Origin of the sequence: Porticoccus litoralis, assembly GCF_030676955.1 — a bacterium.
In the GTDB taxonomy this organism is placed as follows: domain Bacteria; phylum Pseudomonadota; class Gammaproteobacteria; order Pseudomonadales; family Porticoccaceae; genus Porticoccus; species Porticoccus litoralis.
Genome location: NZ_JAUUUU010000003.1, coordinates 355,362 through 371,443, shown reverse-complemented (window position 1 = coordinate 371,443; position 16,082 = coordinate 355,362). Strand labels below are relative to the sequence as shown.

The following is a 16,082-nucleotide window of genomic DNA, read 5'->3' as shown; positions in this document are numbered from 1 at the left end:
GGGTTCTACCCCGTTTTTACGGACGGTTTAATAAAGATTGAATCCTTAAATCTTGCTTAGCCACTCGGCGTCGCATCCTCGGATTATGAAACAATTCTATGTAATTAAAAACATCTGCCTTAGCAGCATCTCGAGTTGGATAACGTGTATGATTTAATCGTTCACGTTTGATCATTCCAAAAAAGCCCTCACAAGCCGCATTATCACCACAATGTCCAACTGCGCTCATTGAACTGACTATATTCTTCTCCTTCAAGAATCGTTGATAGACGTAGCTTCTAAACTGACTTCCACGATCTGAATGCAATATGACTTTATCGCTGGACTGTCTCTGCCAATGCGCCATCTCAACAGCCTTGAGTACCATGTGACGGTCCTGCCTATGGTGCATAGACCAACCAACAATTATCTTGTGATATAAATCCATGACGACACATAAGTACAATTTGCCCTCATCCGTTTTCATCTCAGTAATGTCAGTGACCCATTTGGTCTCTGGTTCTAGTGCTGAAAAATCACGGTTAAGATGATTTGCAACTGCAGGGGAGTACATCTGCACCTTGCCACGCATGCTGCGCTTCTTTCTTCTAGGCCAGCCTTGCAGTCCATTTGTGGCCATGATTCTAGCCACTCGATTTAAGCTAACAGACTCTCCATCATCCAATAAATCTTCATGCATTCTAGGCGCACCAATAATGCCTCGACTATCTTCATGAATATCTTCGATCTTGCTTAGTAGGCGCTTATTTTCAAGCTTAGTCTTACACAAGGGTCTTTTAGACCAGTCGTAATATCCACTAGGTGAAACACCTAAACAGCGGCACATAAGCCTGACAGGATATTGTCCGCAGCAACGTCGAATCGCCTGATACTTCAGCTCGATTCCCTGGCAAAGTACGTCGCCGCTTCGCGTAAAAAATCCCGCTCCTTTTTAACGCGAGATAGCTCTCTCTTGAGAGCTGCCATTTCTTGATCTCGAGGACTACCAGTTCCACTGAAAGCTTCTGAACCAGCTTCTTCTATCTGACTACGCCATCTAGAAAGCATGTTTTGGGCTATACCCAGTTCTCTAGCCACCTGAGCGCAAGTGACACCAGGTTGATTTAGCTGCTCGACTGCGCCCCGCTTAAACTCAGGGCTATATTTTCTACGTTTAGACATAACAAACACTCCTTAGCCATGATTATGGCCTTCTTTAAAGTGTCCGTAAATTCGGGGTAGAACCCTTCCGTGCACCCTAAGTCCACAAGTTGCAGCCAACCTTTGCCGACACACCTGAGAGAAGCAGCGCATCAGCCCTCACCTTGGTCACCAACCTTGCCAGTCATTATATGTGGGCAATAACTCTACTTACCCACCTCTGTCGTTTTCTACTGAATAAAATTAAAGCCGTCATATGTGTCTCAAAATCATCTCTTGTCATCATAATCTATCGGCAAGCTGAGACTGATCATTCCAAAACGTAGCGTTTAAATCCCCAGTGGTTTTTTTCAATTTTTTTTCTGAGGGGGCTTTGCACCGCCCCTGCAACTCGCTCCCCCAAAGCCTCCCATGAATAGTTCTTCTCAACAAGGCGCTGTCCCCTGGAAGCAATACTTTCCACGACGCCTGGGTTATCTCTCAACACCCTTAGTTTTTCCCTTAACTCTTCAAGAGAACGGTAAAGCACCACATTTTCCATGTCCCGAAAACCCAGAGCCCTGTTTTCCTCATCGCCCTGATTCCAGGTAAGCAGCATGCACCCACAGGCCATCGCCTCAAAGTTCTTAATCATGTATTCACCGAATCCCACATCCGCGCCGACAAAAATACGGATACGATTCAGCATTTCTACATACTCGTCACCGGATTTGGTGCGAGTGATCACCATGTTTTCCTGATCTGCAAGCGCTTGAAGCAACGCACGGCGCTGTCCGTACATTTCATGCCCAAGGCTACCCAGAAAGCCGAGTTCAATATCACGCTCAAGTCCACGATTAGTCAGCAATTCCTGGTCATATCCCTTGGGTACAAAAACAGCATCAACACCCTCATCAGAGAGTTTTTTGCATACCTGATAACCGGAGGTAATAACACGTGCCCAAGGCAACTTTCTATAATGTCTAGAGAACTTTCCCTGGTACTTCCCCGGAATAAAGTTCTGATAAGCATCGTGCTCCAGAATCACAAGGTTGGGCAGGCTACGGATAAACCTTATCTGCTTGATTTCTTTTTTAAAGCGCAAAAAAAGGATGATGCGATCATAAGAACTCACATCAATGTTATTAAAGTACTGCTTGAGGACGGCCTGCTCTGATGATGAGAGCCACCGCAATTCGCAATCTCCCAAGTGACGGCAAATAGAGTCGTAAAAACGATCAAGAATGACCCGTTGCTCCTTTTGTACGAGAAACAGCACCTTCATCTCAGCATAGCTCTCCAGCAAATGACTGTTTCCAGAAAGCTCCTCTCACAGCCTCATCGGTGAAATTACCCTTAAGTCGTTCCTGCAAAGCTTCAACCATACTGCGCCTTTCTTCTTGTCCCATGCCATATATACCAAGAAGCGCCTGTGCCAGAGCCTCACTATTGGCTACTGGAAATAACCGACCAGCATCACCCAACACCTCGGGAGCCCCTCCACAATTTGAGCTGATAACAGGGATGCCCGCTGCCATTGCCTCCAGCAGCACCATGCCAAAAGGCTCGTAATCCGATGACAAAGCAAACAGATCAAAGGCGCGAAATAGACGAGAAGCATTTGGCACCCTGCCCTTCAATTCAACCTGCCGTGCAACACCAAGCTCCTCAATCTGACGCTCAAGTGCCCCGCGCAAACGCCCCTCCCCCATGATTAACAGGCGGGCATCTGGAACTACCGGCAATATCTTTGCAAAAGCCGCAATCAATGTAGCCTGATCCTTATCGGGATGCAGTCGTCCCACATTGCCGACCACAAATGCATCTTTTTCAATCTGTAAATATTCTCGAGCCGCCTCTTTGGTAAGCAAGAAATCATGCATGGTGTCGTAGTCAATGTGATTATAAACCGTCTGAATTTGCCGCTCGGGAAATCTGGGTAGTGCAGCGCGCGCATCGTCACGAATCGCATTGGAAACGCCGATAAGAAAAAGTCGGTCAGATTGACTCATCACATAACGTCGACGTAAAAACCGACTGTAAACATCATAGGCATGGCTTACTCCGATAACTTTTATCTTCGGTAGATGTGAGGCTATATAAATTGACTTATAGCGGTGAGCAATAGCAAATTTGAACTGGTATTGCTTATGAAGATTTCTGATTTGCTGTATCTGTCGAACCTTTAAACCCCTAAGCGCTTTCGAATCAAAGTCCAGAAAAATAACCTCCCCCCCCACCAGGCTTTTTATTTGGCTATCCGGAGCTCCAGTAAGAAATACAGTCAACACTCTATAGTCAGTACCGTCAAACAACGTATGCCACTGACGAGCAACATCACCAAAAGGAGCAGAGTAGCCATGACATAGCTGCAGAACCCACTTTGTATCTGCCACGATTGACTCCACCTCTCCTGTCACCATCAAAAACTATACTCAAACAGTTCAGCATCCTGTTTATATAGATTCATTACGAGCTCAGCAGAGCGGTCTGTATAATATCACCTCTCTGACTTTTGTTAATTACTTTAAGAGAAGAAACCTGGCTTGAAGAAACATTAACGGCACGGCAAATATGTTTCAGGTGGTCATTCATACTTTCAAAGCGTCCAACATAGTCTGGGCCTAACTCACCGTACGCATTAAGTAAGAATTTATATTGCGGAACAAAATGCAAATTGCAGTTAATGGCGTCTTCGTTCAACCAGTTAACGACAAAGTCATCAAAATTTTTAAAACGTGAAAACTCTTTTGCCATGGGACCATCTCGCCGGGGAGCTCCTCCACTGAGAACAAAATGATAGGCTGAAACAACCCTATCCCACGGGTTCCGCACAAAAGAGAATGAAAAGTATTTACTACAATACCCAGGGGCTATTGATTCATACCAAGCGTATGGCATATGCCCAAGCCCTTTGGCTCCATCAAAAAAAAGATCGTAAATACTACTGCCTGCGGTTTTTGGTATATGCACAAAAATTGCTTTTTTTTCATGAAATGACACAGGCAGACTTTTCTCACCATTAAGCATTTTTTTGAACTGACGAAACTCTAATGGGCCCATCGCACGCTCTATCCACTGCTTTTCTGTCTTTGGCATTAAACACCAGAGCATTTTTGACAATTTCATAATATAGAGATGAACCCCCTGACGTCGTTTAATTCCGATTTAAAAAAATATCTGGAGCTTTAGTTGCGATGATGTCTACACATCGCTCTGCAACATAGTTTTCATCAATTTTTTTATATCCATCTTTATCGTTGAGAAAATATGAAAAACCGTGCGGCGACAATATTGAAAAAACATCCTGAAAGCTATACCCATATTTGGAAAAATGATCGTCCCAGGCTTCAAAAAATATAGTTTTTGTTTTTTTTAGGGTTTTTTCAGCCCCCAAAAAAACATATTTTTCGTAGCCTTCCACATCTATCTTTAATAAATCAATTTCCGAAACATCTTTTAATTTGTGATCCAGCGTATCTATGGGAACCTCTATTCCTCCGGCATCAGTCACCTCATTCATATCGTCTTTTGAGCGATCTGAAAACCGAACAAAGCCGCTATAATCTCCAAGAGCAGTAGCAAAAGTTGAAACTTGTCTAAAATTATTTAACTGAACATTTTTATTGAGGTATTTATAACTCTTAGGATGCGCCTCGAAGGCATAGACAGCGCCCATCTCACCAACCTTATCGGCTGACAACAACGTGTAGTAGCCAATATTTGCACCTACATCGACAACCACCTGCGCGGGCTTCAAATAGAAAAGAAAAAAACGATCTGCCAACTGATACACGCCACGATTCTCAAAGCTGTCAACCCAGAGTCGCCTGGATATTTTTGTTGGAAAAAACCTGACTTTAAATCCGTATTTTTTTATTAAAAAAATACGGCAAGCACCCGTTTTATACAAAACTTTTGAAACTTCTCTGAGCAAACTCATAATCAATCCAAATGCAGATAAAACAGATGCAATATGAAGCTAGTTATTTTTAATAACCAACACATCTTCCATGATCAAATATTGCAAATCCGAGCCAAAGAACATATTGAGCGCATCGGTAGGCGAACAGACCATGGGCTCTCCTCGTCGGTTCAATGACGTGTTTAGCACCACGCCATTACCGGTGAGCTTTTCCATCTCTTCCATCAGCTCATAGTAACGGGGATTGTACTCACGCTTCAGCGCCTGAGCCCTGGCGGTGCCATCTTCATGAACCACTTCCGGCACTCGGGTTTTCCACTCCTCCTCAACCTCAAAGGTAAAGGTCATAAACGGCGCCGGGTGGTCCACCTTGAACATTTCCGGGGCAACGCGATCCAGCATGCTGGGACAGAAGGGCCGCCAGCGCTCTCGGAACTTGATCTGCTCGTTAATACGATCAGCCACGCCTTTTACACTCGGACAGCCCACAATCGAGCGACCACCCAGTGCGCGGGGACCAAACTCCATGCGCCCTTGAAACCAGGCCACCGGATTGCCATCGGCAAGTATCTTGGCAATGCGTTGCGGTACCTGATCAATGATTTCGTACTTTGGATTTTCAGGGTGCTGCTCACAGGCACGGATACATTCATCATTACTGTATTTTGGACCCAAGTAGACATGCCCCATGGGCTCTGGCTGAATGCCGCGTAGTTTCAATGCATAAGAAGCTGCGCCCACTGCCGTACCGGCATCGCCAGAAGCCGGTTGCACGAAGAGTTCCTTTACCTCATCGCGGGCAATAATTTTCTGGTTAAGTTTGACGTTAAGCGCACCGCCGCCCGAAAAGGCCAGCTTGCCCGTCTCCTTGATGATATCGCCGAGGTAATAATCCATCAGCTTCAGTACCACCTCTTCAAACAGCGCCTGAATGGTGGCCGCATAGTCAATATAAGGTTCGTCAGCAATGTCACCTTCACGCTTGGGACCCAGCCAGTCCACCAGTTTCTGGCTGAAGTAAAAACCGACGCCATCCTGCTTGTAACGGCGCACACCAACCGTATTCACCAGGTGTGTATTGATTTTGAAATTCTTGCCATCAAAGTCTATAAGGCGGGAAAAATCATATTTGCTCGGATCCCCATAGGGAGCCATGCCCATCACCTTATACTCGCCATCGAGCATCTCAAAGCCCAGGTATTGGGTAATGGCACCGTACAGTCCACCCAGGGAATCAGGATCGTAAAATTCCTTGATCTTATGGATGCGGCCATTCTCGCCATAACCGAAAAATGTGGTCGCGTACTCCCCTTTACCATCCACACCCATAATGGCCGTCTTTTCCTGAAAACCGCTCAGGTGATAGGCACTGGAGGCATGGGCCAAGTGATGTTCCACTGGCTCGAATTCAACATTGGCGGGATCAATGCCCAGCTCACGCAGCAACCCGAATACCCGCTCGCGGTATCGACGATACCGACGGTTGCCATTCAGCAAAGCATCCAAGGCGCGATCCGGGGCGTACCAGTAGCGTTTGGCAAAGTGCCAACGGGCCGGGCTTAAAATGGAGATCGGTGCAAATGGCACCGCCACTACATCCACCGCATCGGGTTTGATGCCGGCATATTCCAGACAGAATTTTGCTGCTTCCAGCGGCATTTTTCCCTTCGCGTGCTTGTCGCGAATAAAGCGTTCTTCTTCCGCCGCCGCTACCAGCTTTTCATCCACATAAAGAGCAGCGGAAGGGTCGTGATTAAGGGCACCGGAAATACCGAGAACAATAGTTGACACTGTTAAACCTTCTTGTTGACTAATGTGATACCGACTTGAGCAGCAAAAGGCTGCAGGATCTGTTCAAAATGTTGCCAGGTGTTACCCTGCCAGTTGTCCATAAAACGTTGCAGATCCTTGCGGTAATACTTTCTGAATTGGCGCTGACCGCGATGGCGCTGCAGACCGTCCAGGTCGATCACATACAGCTTCTCACCGGACACAATCAGATTGGTAGCTTTCATATCGCCATGACTCACCCTGCCCATCAGCAGCTTCTCAAACAGCCCGCTGACTTCACGATCGAGCCAATCGGGTATCTGGTTAGCACCCTGGCGCAACAGCCAGGCTTGCAGGTTCTCGCCCTCGATGCATTCCGTCAGCAAATACGCCTCTTTGCGCAGGGGGCCAAAACGGTTTTCCCGCATCGCCAGAGGCAGCGGTGTGGAAATGCCGAGCAATTCTAACCGATGGGCACTTTTCCAGGAAATCCAGGCTCGACTCGGCCTGAAACATCGACTCAAACCATGCCAAAAATCCTTGATGTTATAGCGCTTTAAAATCCATCCCGCAGGATTGTCGCCGGGCACTTTTACCACAGTGGCTGTATTGCCACGCTTGAGAAATTCGGCCTGACCCATCGCCGCTTCAGGCTGCTCCATCAATCGCAACAGGCGATCACTGGCTGTAGCCCGCAACACCACCAAAAAAGCCCCTTTTATTTTGGGCACCAGAAACTGGGTACAGTTGCGAACTGTTTTCGACAGGTAGTGTTGAATGCGCCGCTCGCGCCTTCTGGCAATAACCGGCCGTAACGACGAAGCCTCCGGCGGATTGGCACCGTACACATCGATGACTTCAGCAGCCAGGCAATCATAGTCGGGCGTCATCTGGGCAAAAAACAAACCCAGGTTGTCCAAAGGCTTTTGCAGTGGCTCTACGCCACCGCCATCGACCATGTACAGCACTCCATTCTGCAAGAGGAAATTGTCCAGGTGGATATCTGACTGCATATACCCGCTTTTATGTAATCGGCCCGTTAGCCCTACCGCCGATCGCAGGTGTCCGACAAATATGTCTGTAGGATCGGACTCGTAACTGGCCTGCAGGCTCACCGCCTTTTCAAGAAACTCTGTGGCCAGCAGAAAGGTCTCAGCGACTTCATCTTTGAGGACCCAGACTTCCGGCGGGCAGGGTATATCAGCCTTCCGCATGGCTGCCAGCCCATTGCGCTCACGCTCAAAATCCCGCTTGCGAAAAAACAGCTTCACCAGGACGGAAGCTCCACCCCAATGACTGCGAAAAACCACCCGCTTGCCTGGCAGGTGCCGAAGTACCTGCTCACAGGTCAACGCCTGACCTCCGGGCACATTCAGTAAAAATGGGCAATCCAGTCCCAGGGGGGCAGATTTTAACTGGGACAGCGCCATTTTTTCAGTCATGACCCGGCACCCGCTTTGAAGCCACCCTTGCCGCCACGGCCTGCTCGAGCGCCGATGCGGTCCAGCGATGAGGGCAGGTTTCAATATAACCGGCATAGATCCACTGCCGCTCATCAGCGGTTAACCCGGACGTATGCCGCACCAGTGTATCCAGGTCTCTCAACCCCGACTCCCTGGTGAAGATACGCTTGCACTTTTCCAGGTCGATAAAACGCAACGTATTGGCATCTTGAGTAGAGAAATAGACATGCTTGGGATAGAGGCAACCATGCTTCATCCCGGCTGCGTGAAGGCGACCGATTTCCCGCCCCAATGCGGTCAAACCGGGGCGGCGCACGTCGGCTCCATGATGCTCTTCAAGCCACTGATCCATGTCGCAATAATGATCCAGAGACTCTGTCACCAGCACGGCCCTGTCATCCCGTCGGCTCTGCCGACCACAGGCTGCCACATCCAGAGTATAAACACCCTTGTTTGACAGATTCCGGATGGTCAACCACTCACGCAATGCCACGGGAACGCCACGCCATGGGTGCGACAAACTACGACAGTTGAAATTTTCCTGGCGTTTCAGATAAAACTGTTGCTCCCCGCCGCCCATGGGAAGACTGAAAGTTCCCACCTCACTCCAGCCACCCCGGGCCCGGTTGGGCTCATCGACCAACTGGATATCCAACGCCCAGAGGGCCGAAAAGGTGTCAAGATTGTTGGCCTGGAACACCGACAACCAGGCTGGATTGACAAGGAAAAAATTGCTTTTCATCTGGGCTGGCCTTGTAACAGCTTCCGGGGACGTCGAATCAAATTTTTCTCCATCATATCCAGAGAGCTGTGCCCGGCAAAGTCCAAATACATCTCCATGACTAGGCATTTATCAACAGGGGGAAGGCACACTTATTCGTGGTACCCCTTTCTGATGCCCTTGCTGTGCAAATGGTCTGCTTCGCGCTTGACCGAACGATAAAAGCTCCCGCCTTCTGCGAGAACCTGGGACAGGGATTGTTGTTTGTACGCGCGCAGGAAACACCAGACATCCCGTTCATCAAACCCTACGCGTCGGGCGGAATAATAGAGCGCTGCAAGGTCTTTATGTCGCCAGCGGCGCGGAGTGCGCCGACGAATCTGCACGCGGTGCAGGTCAATCACATAGATAGGCCGTTTGGAGACCGCGACACCAGCATAATCTGGCGACGTGTCCAGTAAAAAATGACACAGGTAGAAATCCCGATGATTGACCCCGTGATCATGCAAACTACGGGCTATTCGAGCCACACGTTTTACCAATGCCCGGCGCTCGGCCACCCCCATTTCCCGCAACACCTGCGGGTTGCAGTATTCGTCGAGGGGTTCTGTGGGTTCCAAAGCCTCAGTAATCAGGAACGACTGCTCGCTGGCGGGATTGCTACCGCGGCGACCGAATGCCACCGCCGTCATGGTATCCACACCCAGGGATTTCAAACGGGCGATGGCCCGATATTCATTTTCGGCACCCAGAACCGGCACACGCAGATACAGCAGGTTTTTCAGGATTTCACCGACACCGACACCGGCGTGGGTTTTGATAAAAAAAGCTCTGCCATCGCATTCAAAGCGAGAAGTGCGACGATCACCCATATCGCGGTAGGTTTCCCCGGAAATGGCAAACGCTTCGGCAAACGGGTCTCGATCAGCCCACTTTGTGGCGAACGGCTCAGCCAGAAACAGCTTCATGTTTATGCTCCACTACCCGCTCAATCACATCAGCCGCCCGCTCTGGCATATCGTAAATGTCTGCCGACATGGAAAACTGCAGTCCGTTATCTCGCCACCGGCTTTTGTCTGCCTGCAACATATCACACAACGCTTTATCGAAAGCTTCCTGGCGGTAAGGTGATGGCAGCACAGTCCCCGATCCTGACTCAGCAATGTAATGGGCATAACCACAGACATCGGTAACCAATACCGGTAAGCCCGCCACCACCGCTTCCAGCAATACTGTGCCAGTATTTTCAGCATAAGCGGGATGCACCAGCAAATCCGCACCCAGCAGAAACCGTGGCACATCATCACGCCCGGCAAAAAACTGCACTTGCTGAGCAATGCCCAGCTTGTTGGCGAGGGACCTGAATTCTGCGGCATCATCCTGACCAATCACGAACAGGCGGGTGCGCTGGCGCTGGTCGTCGGGCAACGAGGCAAGGCCACGCAACGTGCGATCCAACCCCTTGGTGCGAAAGCCGGAACCGATTTGCAGCAGCAACTGGTCATCGTCCGCAAGACCAAACTCCCTGCGAAATTCCTGGCGAATGTCCGCCGCATTTTCCGGAGCACACCGGTCACGACTGATGCCGGGCGGCAACATTGTCATCCGCTCAGGTTCGGTGTGGTAGTAATGCTGAAACAGTCCCTGCTGAACAGAAGAAATCATCAGAATTTCTGTCGACAAGCCAGGCTTAAACACAGCCTGCTCATACCGGGAAAAATGTCGGTAGCGGGGCGTTAGCCGGTACCACCACGGCCGAAGGTGACGGGATTTATGTTCAAAACAGGGGTCTGCACAGTAATAGACATCCAGGCCAGGCATTTTGTTAAATCCCACCACCGCATCCACGGGGTGCCGCTTGATCGCGTCGTTTACCCAGGCTGAAAACTTTCTGTACCTGGCGGGCCCGCTTGCCGCCTTTACAGGGGCGACTACCACTTGAAGCCAGTCCGGCTGGTCGCCATCCCAACTCAATGTATAGGCTATAACGTCATGCCCCCGGTCCACACAGGCTTTGGCAATACGCAAAAAATCCCGCTGCAACCCACCATAAGGAAAATACTTGTAGAAACAGAACGCGAGCTTCAAGACAACCGACCTTTATCGGCATCCAACGACTCAGAGGACAACAACTTTTCCACTGCCGTGATCACCCTTTGAGGGGGCAAGTCATTGAGACACTTCATATGCCCCAATGGACACTCGCGCTTGAAACAGGGTCCACAATCCACAGGAATGGAAACAATGGCCACCCGCTCATTCAGGGGTGGGGTGAAACCTGGCGAAGTAGAACCGTAAACCACCACCAGCGGCCTGTTTAGCGCAGCTGAAATATGCATTAAGCCGGAATCGTTGCTGACAACCGCATCGCAGACTGACAACAGATCAATCGCATCTTCCAGCTTGGTGACTCCCGCCAGATTGTGGCACTGCTGCCGGAGGTGCTCAGGCAAGGTCTCAATGATGGCCCCGGCCACGGCCTTGTCTTTCTCTGAGCCCATCAGCCACACCTGCCAACCCAGAGATAACCGATGGGCTGCCACTTCGGCATAGTACTTTTCTGGCCAGCGTTTGGCCGGCCCGAACTCGGCGCCCGGGCAAAGTGCCAAGACTGGTCGCTCGTCGGTCAGGCCAAACTGTTGGCGCAGCCCCGGCACTCGAGCGGAATCAGCATGCAGGTCGGGAATGGGTAATTTTTCCGGTAGCGGTGCCCCGGGGGGCAAAGCCAGGGCATCAAAGCGCTGAACCATTAGCGGATAGCGTGTTTCGTCCAATAGCCGGATGTCATTGACCAACCCGTACCGGAACTCCCCCTTCCAGCCCGTACGCAGGGGAATACCTGCGAACATCGGGATCAGGGCAGATTTCAGGGAGTTGGGCAACAGGATGGCCTGGTCATACCCCTCGGCCTTGAGCTCGCGAGCTACCTGTCTGCGCACAGACCACATCAGACTGCCGTGACCCACGGGCATCTCAATTGCCCTATTCACCTGTGGCATACGTGCCAACAGTGGTCGGCTCCAGGCAGGAGCCAACACATCGATCTGGCAGGCGGGAGATTGCTGTTTGAGAAGAATGAAGAGCGACTGGGCCATCACCATGTCCCCCACCCAAGAGGGACCGATGATAAGAATTTTTCTGGCCTCAGTCATGATTTTCCCCGGGAAGCCGGGAGTTATTGGCTCACCGGTGCCAGCCACTCTGCGTGCTTGGCGAGTCGCCCCCTCACCAGGTCGAAATACTGCGACTGCAATTGCTCGGTAATCGGCCCTCTGGAGCCGGAACCGATTTCCCGTCCATCAAGCTCCCGAATGGGTAGCACTTCTGCCGCAGTTCCTGTGAAGAATGCCTCGTCGGCCACGTAAACCTCGTCGCGGGTGATGCGTTTCTCCACCACTTTGTATCCGAATTCGGCAGCTAACTGCATAACTGTTTTGCGGGTAATGCCATCCAAACACGAGGTCAGCTCCGGGGTGTAGAGCACTTGGTCGCGAACCACAAAGACATTCTCACCACTGCCCTCGGCCACATAACCTTCCGGGTCCAGCAGCAAAGCCTCGTCACAACCACAGTCCAGCGCTTCGCGCAGTGCAAGCATGGAATTGATGTAGTTACCATTGGCCTTCGCCTTGGTCATGGCAATGTTGACATGATGTCGGGTATAGGAAGAGGTGCGAATGCGCAGCCCCTTTTCCAGGGACTCCGGGCTCATATAGGAAGGCCAGGTCCAGGCCGCCACAATCACATGGGTTTGCAGGGTGTCCGCACGCAACCCCATGCCCTCGGAGCCAAGGAACGCCATCGGTCTCAGGTAAGCCTCGTGCAGGTCATTTTCCCGCACCACCTGTTTTTGGGCTTCGTTGAGTACTTCTTTGCTATAAGGCATTTTCATGCCCATGATTTTGGCGGAACGAAACAAACGGTCGGTGTGGTCCTGCAAACGGAAAATTGCCGCACCGCTGTCCGGTGTTTCGTAGGCGCGCACGCCCTCAAAAACCCCCATGCCATAGTGCAGGGTATGGGTCAGAACGTGCACCTTGGCATCGCGCCAGGGCACCATCTCACCATCAAACCAGATATAACCATCACGATCGGCAAATGACATTAATGTCTCCTCAAAACCGTCCGTTTCTTTGGTACGGACAGGCACTTATTATCCCAGCAGTCGCTGCCAGACTGCTTTTACCTGCTCCCGTTCAGCGGAAAATTCCGTTGCATCAACGACACCTGTAGCCTGCTGTAATTGCAAACGGTGACCGGCGGAGCGATATTTCTTATAGGCACTGATCAGGCATTGAGCATCGTCACGGGATAGAACGCCACTCTCCTCGAGTGACTCAAGGATGCGAATATTATCGCTCCAATGGGTTAAACCGGTAATGTCGTGGGACCAGGCCAAGACCGCAAATTGAACCATAAATTCAATGTCAACGATACCTCCGGCATCCTGCTTTAGGTTGAATATTCCTTCTCCCGACTGGCCCCCAGCCCCCGAGCCCAGATGCTTTCGCATTTTGTCACGCATCTCGACAACGGCCTGTTTCAACTCTAGCGTATCCCGCTGACGGCAAAGTACCCGCTCACGTATGGTATAGAACTGTTCAGCGAGAGTTTCATCACCTGCAATGGTGCGGGCCCGGACCAATGCCTGGTGCTCCCATATCCAGGCCTCTTCCATCTGGTATTTTTCAAATGCACCGAGTGAAGATACCAGCATGCCCGAATTTCCGGACGGCCTGAGACGCATATCCACTTCGTAAAGGTCACCGGAAGGCAATCGTGCAGTCAGTATATGGATGATCCTCTGCCCGAGCCGAGCAAAGAATGAGGCGCTATCTATTGCCTTTTCGCCATCTGTTGATTTCGCCGGATCGGCATTGTGAAGAAACACCAGGTCCAGATCGGAACCATGTCCCAGCTCGATACCCCCCAGCTTGCCATAACCCACGATCAGGAAGCCGGCATCTTCGCCTGTGACTGTTCTGGGTTTCCCGTGTCGCGCCACCAGTTGCTCCCAGGCCATTTCCAACACGTGCTCAAGAATGGCCTCGGCCAGCCAGGTGAGATAATCACTGACCTGCATCAGCGGCAGAATACCCTCCACCTCACAGGCGGCCACATGCAGCCCATGGGAGCGCTGAAAATACCGCAGCACTTCCATCTGTGTTTCAAAATCATCACTGGGGATGCGCAACAACTGTTGTCGGAGTTCATCCGAAAGGGCTGCACGGTCGGGAAGGGATAATAAACTGCGATTATCAAGCAACTCATCCAGCAAGGCCGGATAGCGAATCAGCTGATCGGCCACCCAACTGCTGGCGGAAAATAACTCAACCGTCGTTTGCAGCGCAGATGGATTTTCCCGCAACAACACCAGGTAGGCACTGCGCCGCGCCACGGCAGCAATAAGCTTGAGGACACGACACAGGGTTTCGGCGCTGTTTGGCATCTGCCCGCAAACGGGTATCAGCCGCGGTATCAGGCCATCAAGTCGTCCCCGTGTATCATTGGCCATTGCCAGCACGGCATGGCTGTCGCGCAAACTGACAATACCGTTGACGGCCTTTGCAACATCGTCATACCCCAGCTCAGCCAGCGCTTCAGCCATCTGACCTTCGGGGTCCGAACTCAACCACACGGTTTTGGCCAGCTCGCAATCCTGTGTTTCCGTGGAGGCTTCGGCATCCCGACGATCTTCCGCCACCACATCTTCAAACAGGCCCCGTATGCACGAGCGGTGCTTATCCAATCTCTCCAGAAATTGCGACCAATCTGAATAACCCATTAATACGGCAACAAGCGCCTGCCCCTCGGCATCCTGAGGCAGCAGTTGTGTTTGCCGGTCCTGCCACGCCTGCAGAACGTGCTCGACATTGCGCAGAAACCGGTATCCCTCATAAAGCTGTTTTGCTTCCTCAGAGGACAACATGCCCTCCTCTGCAATCAGGGGTAAAATCGCCTTTAGCTCTGGCGTCTGAAAACGGCTGTCGCGGCCACCACGGATGATCTGAAACGCCTGGGCGATAAATTCAACTTCGCGAATGCCGCCAGCACCGCGCTTGACGTCAGCCGACAAACCCTTGCGCTGCACCTCGCGATTAATCATGGCTTTCATGCTGCGCAGAGACTCGAAGGCGCTGAAGTCGATGTATTTGCGGTAGGTAAATGGTCGCAGCATAGACATCAGCTGGCGACCCGCCTGCTGATCGCCAGCCACTACCCGGGCTTTGATCATCGCATAGCGTTCCCAGTCTCTTCCCTGGGTCTGGTAATACTCTTCCATAGCGTCAAAGTTGAGCACCAGAGCGCCGCTCTGCCCGTAGGGCCGCAGGCGCATGTCTACCCGGAACACAAAGCCTTCCGCCGTGCGTGCATCCAGCGCCTTGATCAGTCGCTGCCCAAGGCGGACAAAGAATTCCTGATTGCTTAAATTGCGCTTGCCACCGCTGGTTTCACCGGCTTCCGGATAAGTAAAAATCAGATCGATATCGGAAGAGACATTCAGCTCCCAAGCCCCCAGCTTGCCCATACCGAGAATCACCATCTGCTGGGGATTGCCCTGACGATCGAGGGGAGTTCCCCACTCCTCGCAGGCTCGGCCATAGAGATACTCCAGGGTGACGCTTAGAACCGCTTCCGCCAGGGACGTCATGTCTCCGGTGGTTTCTTCAAGTTCCGCGAGGCGATTGAAATCACGCCACACGATTCGCACCATTTCTCGGTTGCGGAACAACCGCAGCTTCTTCAGCAGTTCTTCCTCGGACGCAACACCATCCAGGTGTGATCGCAGCCGTTGCTCCAGCTCGCCTGGGACCAGGGCGTTATCCAGGTCACCGGACAACACCAGCTCCTGGAACATCGTCGGCTGTTGCACGCAAGTTGTGGCCACAAACTCGCTTCCACCCCAAGCGATGCCCATAGCCTGGGCAAACTGTTTATCCTGCAGGGCCTCATCCAGCCAGTCAGTCTGCTCTGACCCGGCACGGTTGCGGAAATGCTCCTGGTGACGCAACCAGTTCTCCATCAAGGGTGATGGCAACGATAATTGATGCATGGTCTTTCTCGGTCGTATGGGGCCACTGCG

The 16,082-nt window shown here is 51.3% G+C and carries 12 protein-coding genes and 1 pseudogene; all 13 read right to left on the bottom strand.

Going from position 1 to position 16,082, the window contains the following annotated elements; translation table 11 throughout:
* Positions 1-5 precede the first annotated feature (5 nt).
* Positions 6-1,161, bottom strand: a pseudogene (locus tag Q8A57_RS08225) (IS3 family transposase).
* Between the two features lie 289 nt (positions 1,162-1,450).
* The gene (locus Q8A57_RS08220) at positions 1,451-2,404 is read right to left on the bottom strand and encodes a glycosyltransferase family protein (RefSeq protein ID WP_305170541.1); all 954 of its coding nucleotides are present in this window, start codon (positions 2,402-2,404) and stop codon (positions 1,451-1,453) included.
* 1 nt (position 2,405) lies between these two features.
* Positions 2,406-3,515: a glycosyltransferase gene (locus Q8A57_RS08215; protein WP_305170540.1), complete on the bottom strand. Its 1,110-nt coding sequence runs from the start codon at positions 3,513-3,515 to the stop codon at positions 2,406-2,408.
* Between the two features lie 73 nt (positions 3,516-3,588).
* Entirely contained in the window at positions 3,589-4,248 is a 660-nt protein-coding gene (locus Q8A57_RS08210; RefSeq protein WP_369427802.1) for a sulfotransferase family 2 domain-containing protein, read from the bottom strand.
* Between the two features lie 28 nt (positions 4,249-4,276).
* Entirely contained in the window at positions 4,277-5,062 is a 786-nt protein-coding gene (locus Q8A57_RS08205; RefSeq protein ID WP_305170538.1) for an FkbM family methyltransferase, read from the bottom strand.
* 39 nt (positions 5,063-5,101) lie between these two features.
* On the bottom strand, positions 5,102-6,835 hold the full coding sequence (locus Q8A57_RS08200) for a carbamoyltransferase family protein (RefSeq protein ID WP_305170537.1): 1,734 nt from the start codon (positions 6,833-6,835) through the stop codon (positions 5,102-5,104).
* A gap of 2 nt (positions 6,836-6,837) precedes the next feature.
* Positions 6,838-8,256, bottom strand: a complete 1,419-nt coding sequence (locus Q8A57_RS08195) for a lipopolysaccharide kinase InaA family protein (RefSeq protein ID WP_305170536.1) — start codon at positions 8,254-8,256, stop codon at positions 6,838-6,840.
* Positions 8,249-9,019, bottom strand: coding sequence for a lipopolysaccharide kinase InaA family protein (locus Q8A57_RS08190; protein ID WP_305170535.1), 771 nt, complete (start codon positions 9,017-9,019; stop codon positions 8,249-8,251). The genes Q8A57_RS08195 and Q8A57_RS08190 overlap by 8 nt, the downstream gene beginning before the upstream one ends.
* A 131-nt stretch (positions 9,020-9,150) precedes the next feature.
* Positions 9,151-9,966 (bottom strand): lipopolysaccharide core heptose(I) kinase RfaP, encoded by an 816-nt coding sequence (rfaP, locus tag Q8A57_RS08185; RefSeq protein ID WP_305170534.1) that lies wholly within the window; start codon positions 9,964-9,966, stop codon positions 9,151-9,153.
* Positions 9,947-11,086 (bottom strand): glycosyltransferase family 4 protein, encoded by a 1,140-nt coding sequence (locus Q8A57_RS08180; RefSeq protein WP_305170533.1) that lies wholly within the window; start codon positions 11,084-11,086, stop codon positions 9,947-9,949. Before Q8A57_RS08180 ends, rfaP begins: the two co-directional genes overlap by 20 nt.
* Positions 11,083-12,150, bottom strand: coding sequence for a lipopolysaccharide heptosyltransferase II (waaF, locus tag Q8A57_RS08175; RefSeq protein ID WP_305170532.1), 1,068 nt, complete (start codon positions 12,148-12,150; stop codon positions 11,083-11,085). Before waaF ends, Q8A57_RS08180 begins: the two co-directional genes overlap by 4 nt.
* A gap of 23 nt (positions 12,151-12,173) precedes the next feature.
* On the bottom strand, positions 12,174-13,103 hold the full coding sequence (locus tag Q8A57_RS08170; RefSeq protein ID WP_305170531.1) for a branched-chain amino acid transaminase: 930 nt from the start codon (positions 13,101-13,103) through the stop codon (positions 12,174-12,176).
* A 48-nt stretch (positions 13,104-13,151) separates the two neighbouring features.
* A complete protein-coding gene (gene glnE / locus Q8A57_RS08165) occupies positions 13,152-16,052 on the bottom strand; it encodes a bifunctional [glutamate--ammonia ligase]-adenylyl-L-tyrosine phosphorylase/[glutamate--ammonia-ligase] adenylyltransferase (protein WP_305170530.1) in 2,901 nt (966 codons plus the stop codon).
* Positions 16,053-16,082: the final 30 nt, after the last annotated feature.

What these genes read in the sequence shown, in the direction of transcription:
- Q8A57_RS08220 (WP_305170541.1), bottom strand. Translation starts at nt 2,404, where the DNA reads ATGAAGGTGCTGTTTCTCGTACAAAAGGAGCAACGGGTCATTCTTGAT.
- Q8A57_RS08210 (WP_369427802.1), bottom strand. Translation starts at nt 4,248, where the DNA reads ATGAAATTGTCAAAAATGCTCTGGTGTTTAATGCCAAAGACAGAAAAG.
- Q8A57_RS08205 (WP_305170538.1), bottom strand. Translation starts at nt 5,062, where the DNA reads ATGAGTTTGCTCAGAGAAGTTTCAAAAGTTTTGTATAAAACGGGTGCT.
- Q8A57_RS08195 (WP_305170536.1), bottom strand. Translation starts at nt 8,256, where the DNA reads ATGACTGAAAAAATGGCGCTGTCCCAGTTAAAATCTGCCCCCCTGGGA.
- Q8A57_RS08190 (WP_305170535.1), bottom strand. Translation starts at nt 9,019, where the DNA reads ATGAAAAGCAATTTTTTCCTTGTCAATCCAGCCTGGTTGTCGGTGTTC.
- rfaP (WP_305170534.1), bottom strand. Translation starts at nt 9,966, where the DNA reads ATGAAGCTGTTTCTGGCTGAGCCGTTCGCCACAAAGTGGGCTGATCGA.
- waaF (WP_305170532.1), bottom strand. Translation starts at nt 12,150, where the DNA reads ATGACTGAGGCCAGAAAAATTCTTATCATCGGTCCCTCTTGGGTGGGG.
- Q8A57_RS08170 (WP_305170531.1), bottom strand. Translation starts at nt 13,103, where the DNA reads ATGTCATTTGCCGATCGTGATGGTTATATCTGGTTTGATGGTGAGATG.
- glnE (WP_305170530.1), bottom strand. Translation starts at nt 16,052, where the DNA reads ATGCATCAATTATCGTTGCCATCACCCTTGATGGAGAACTGGTTGCGT.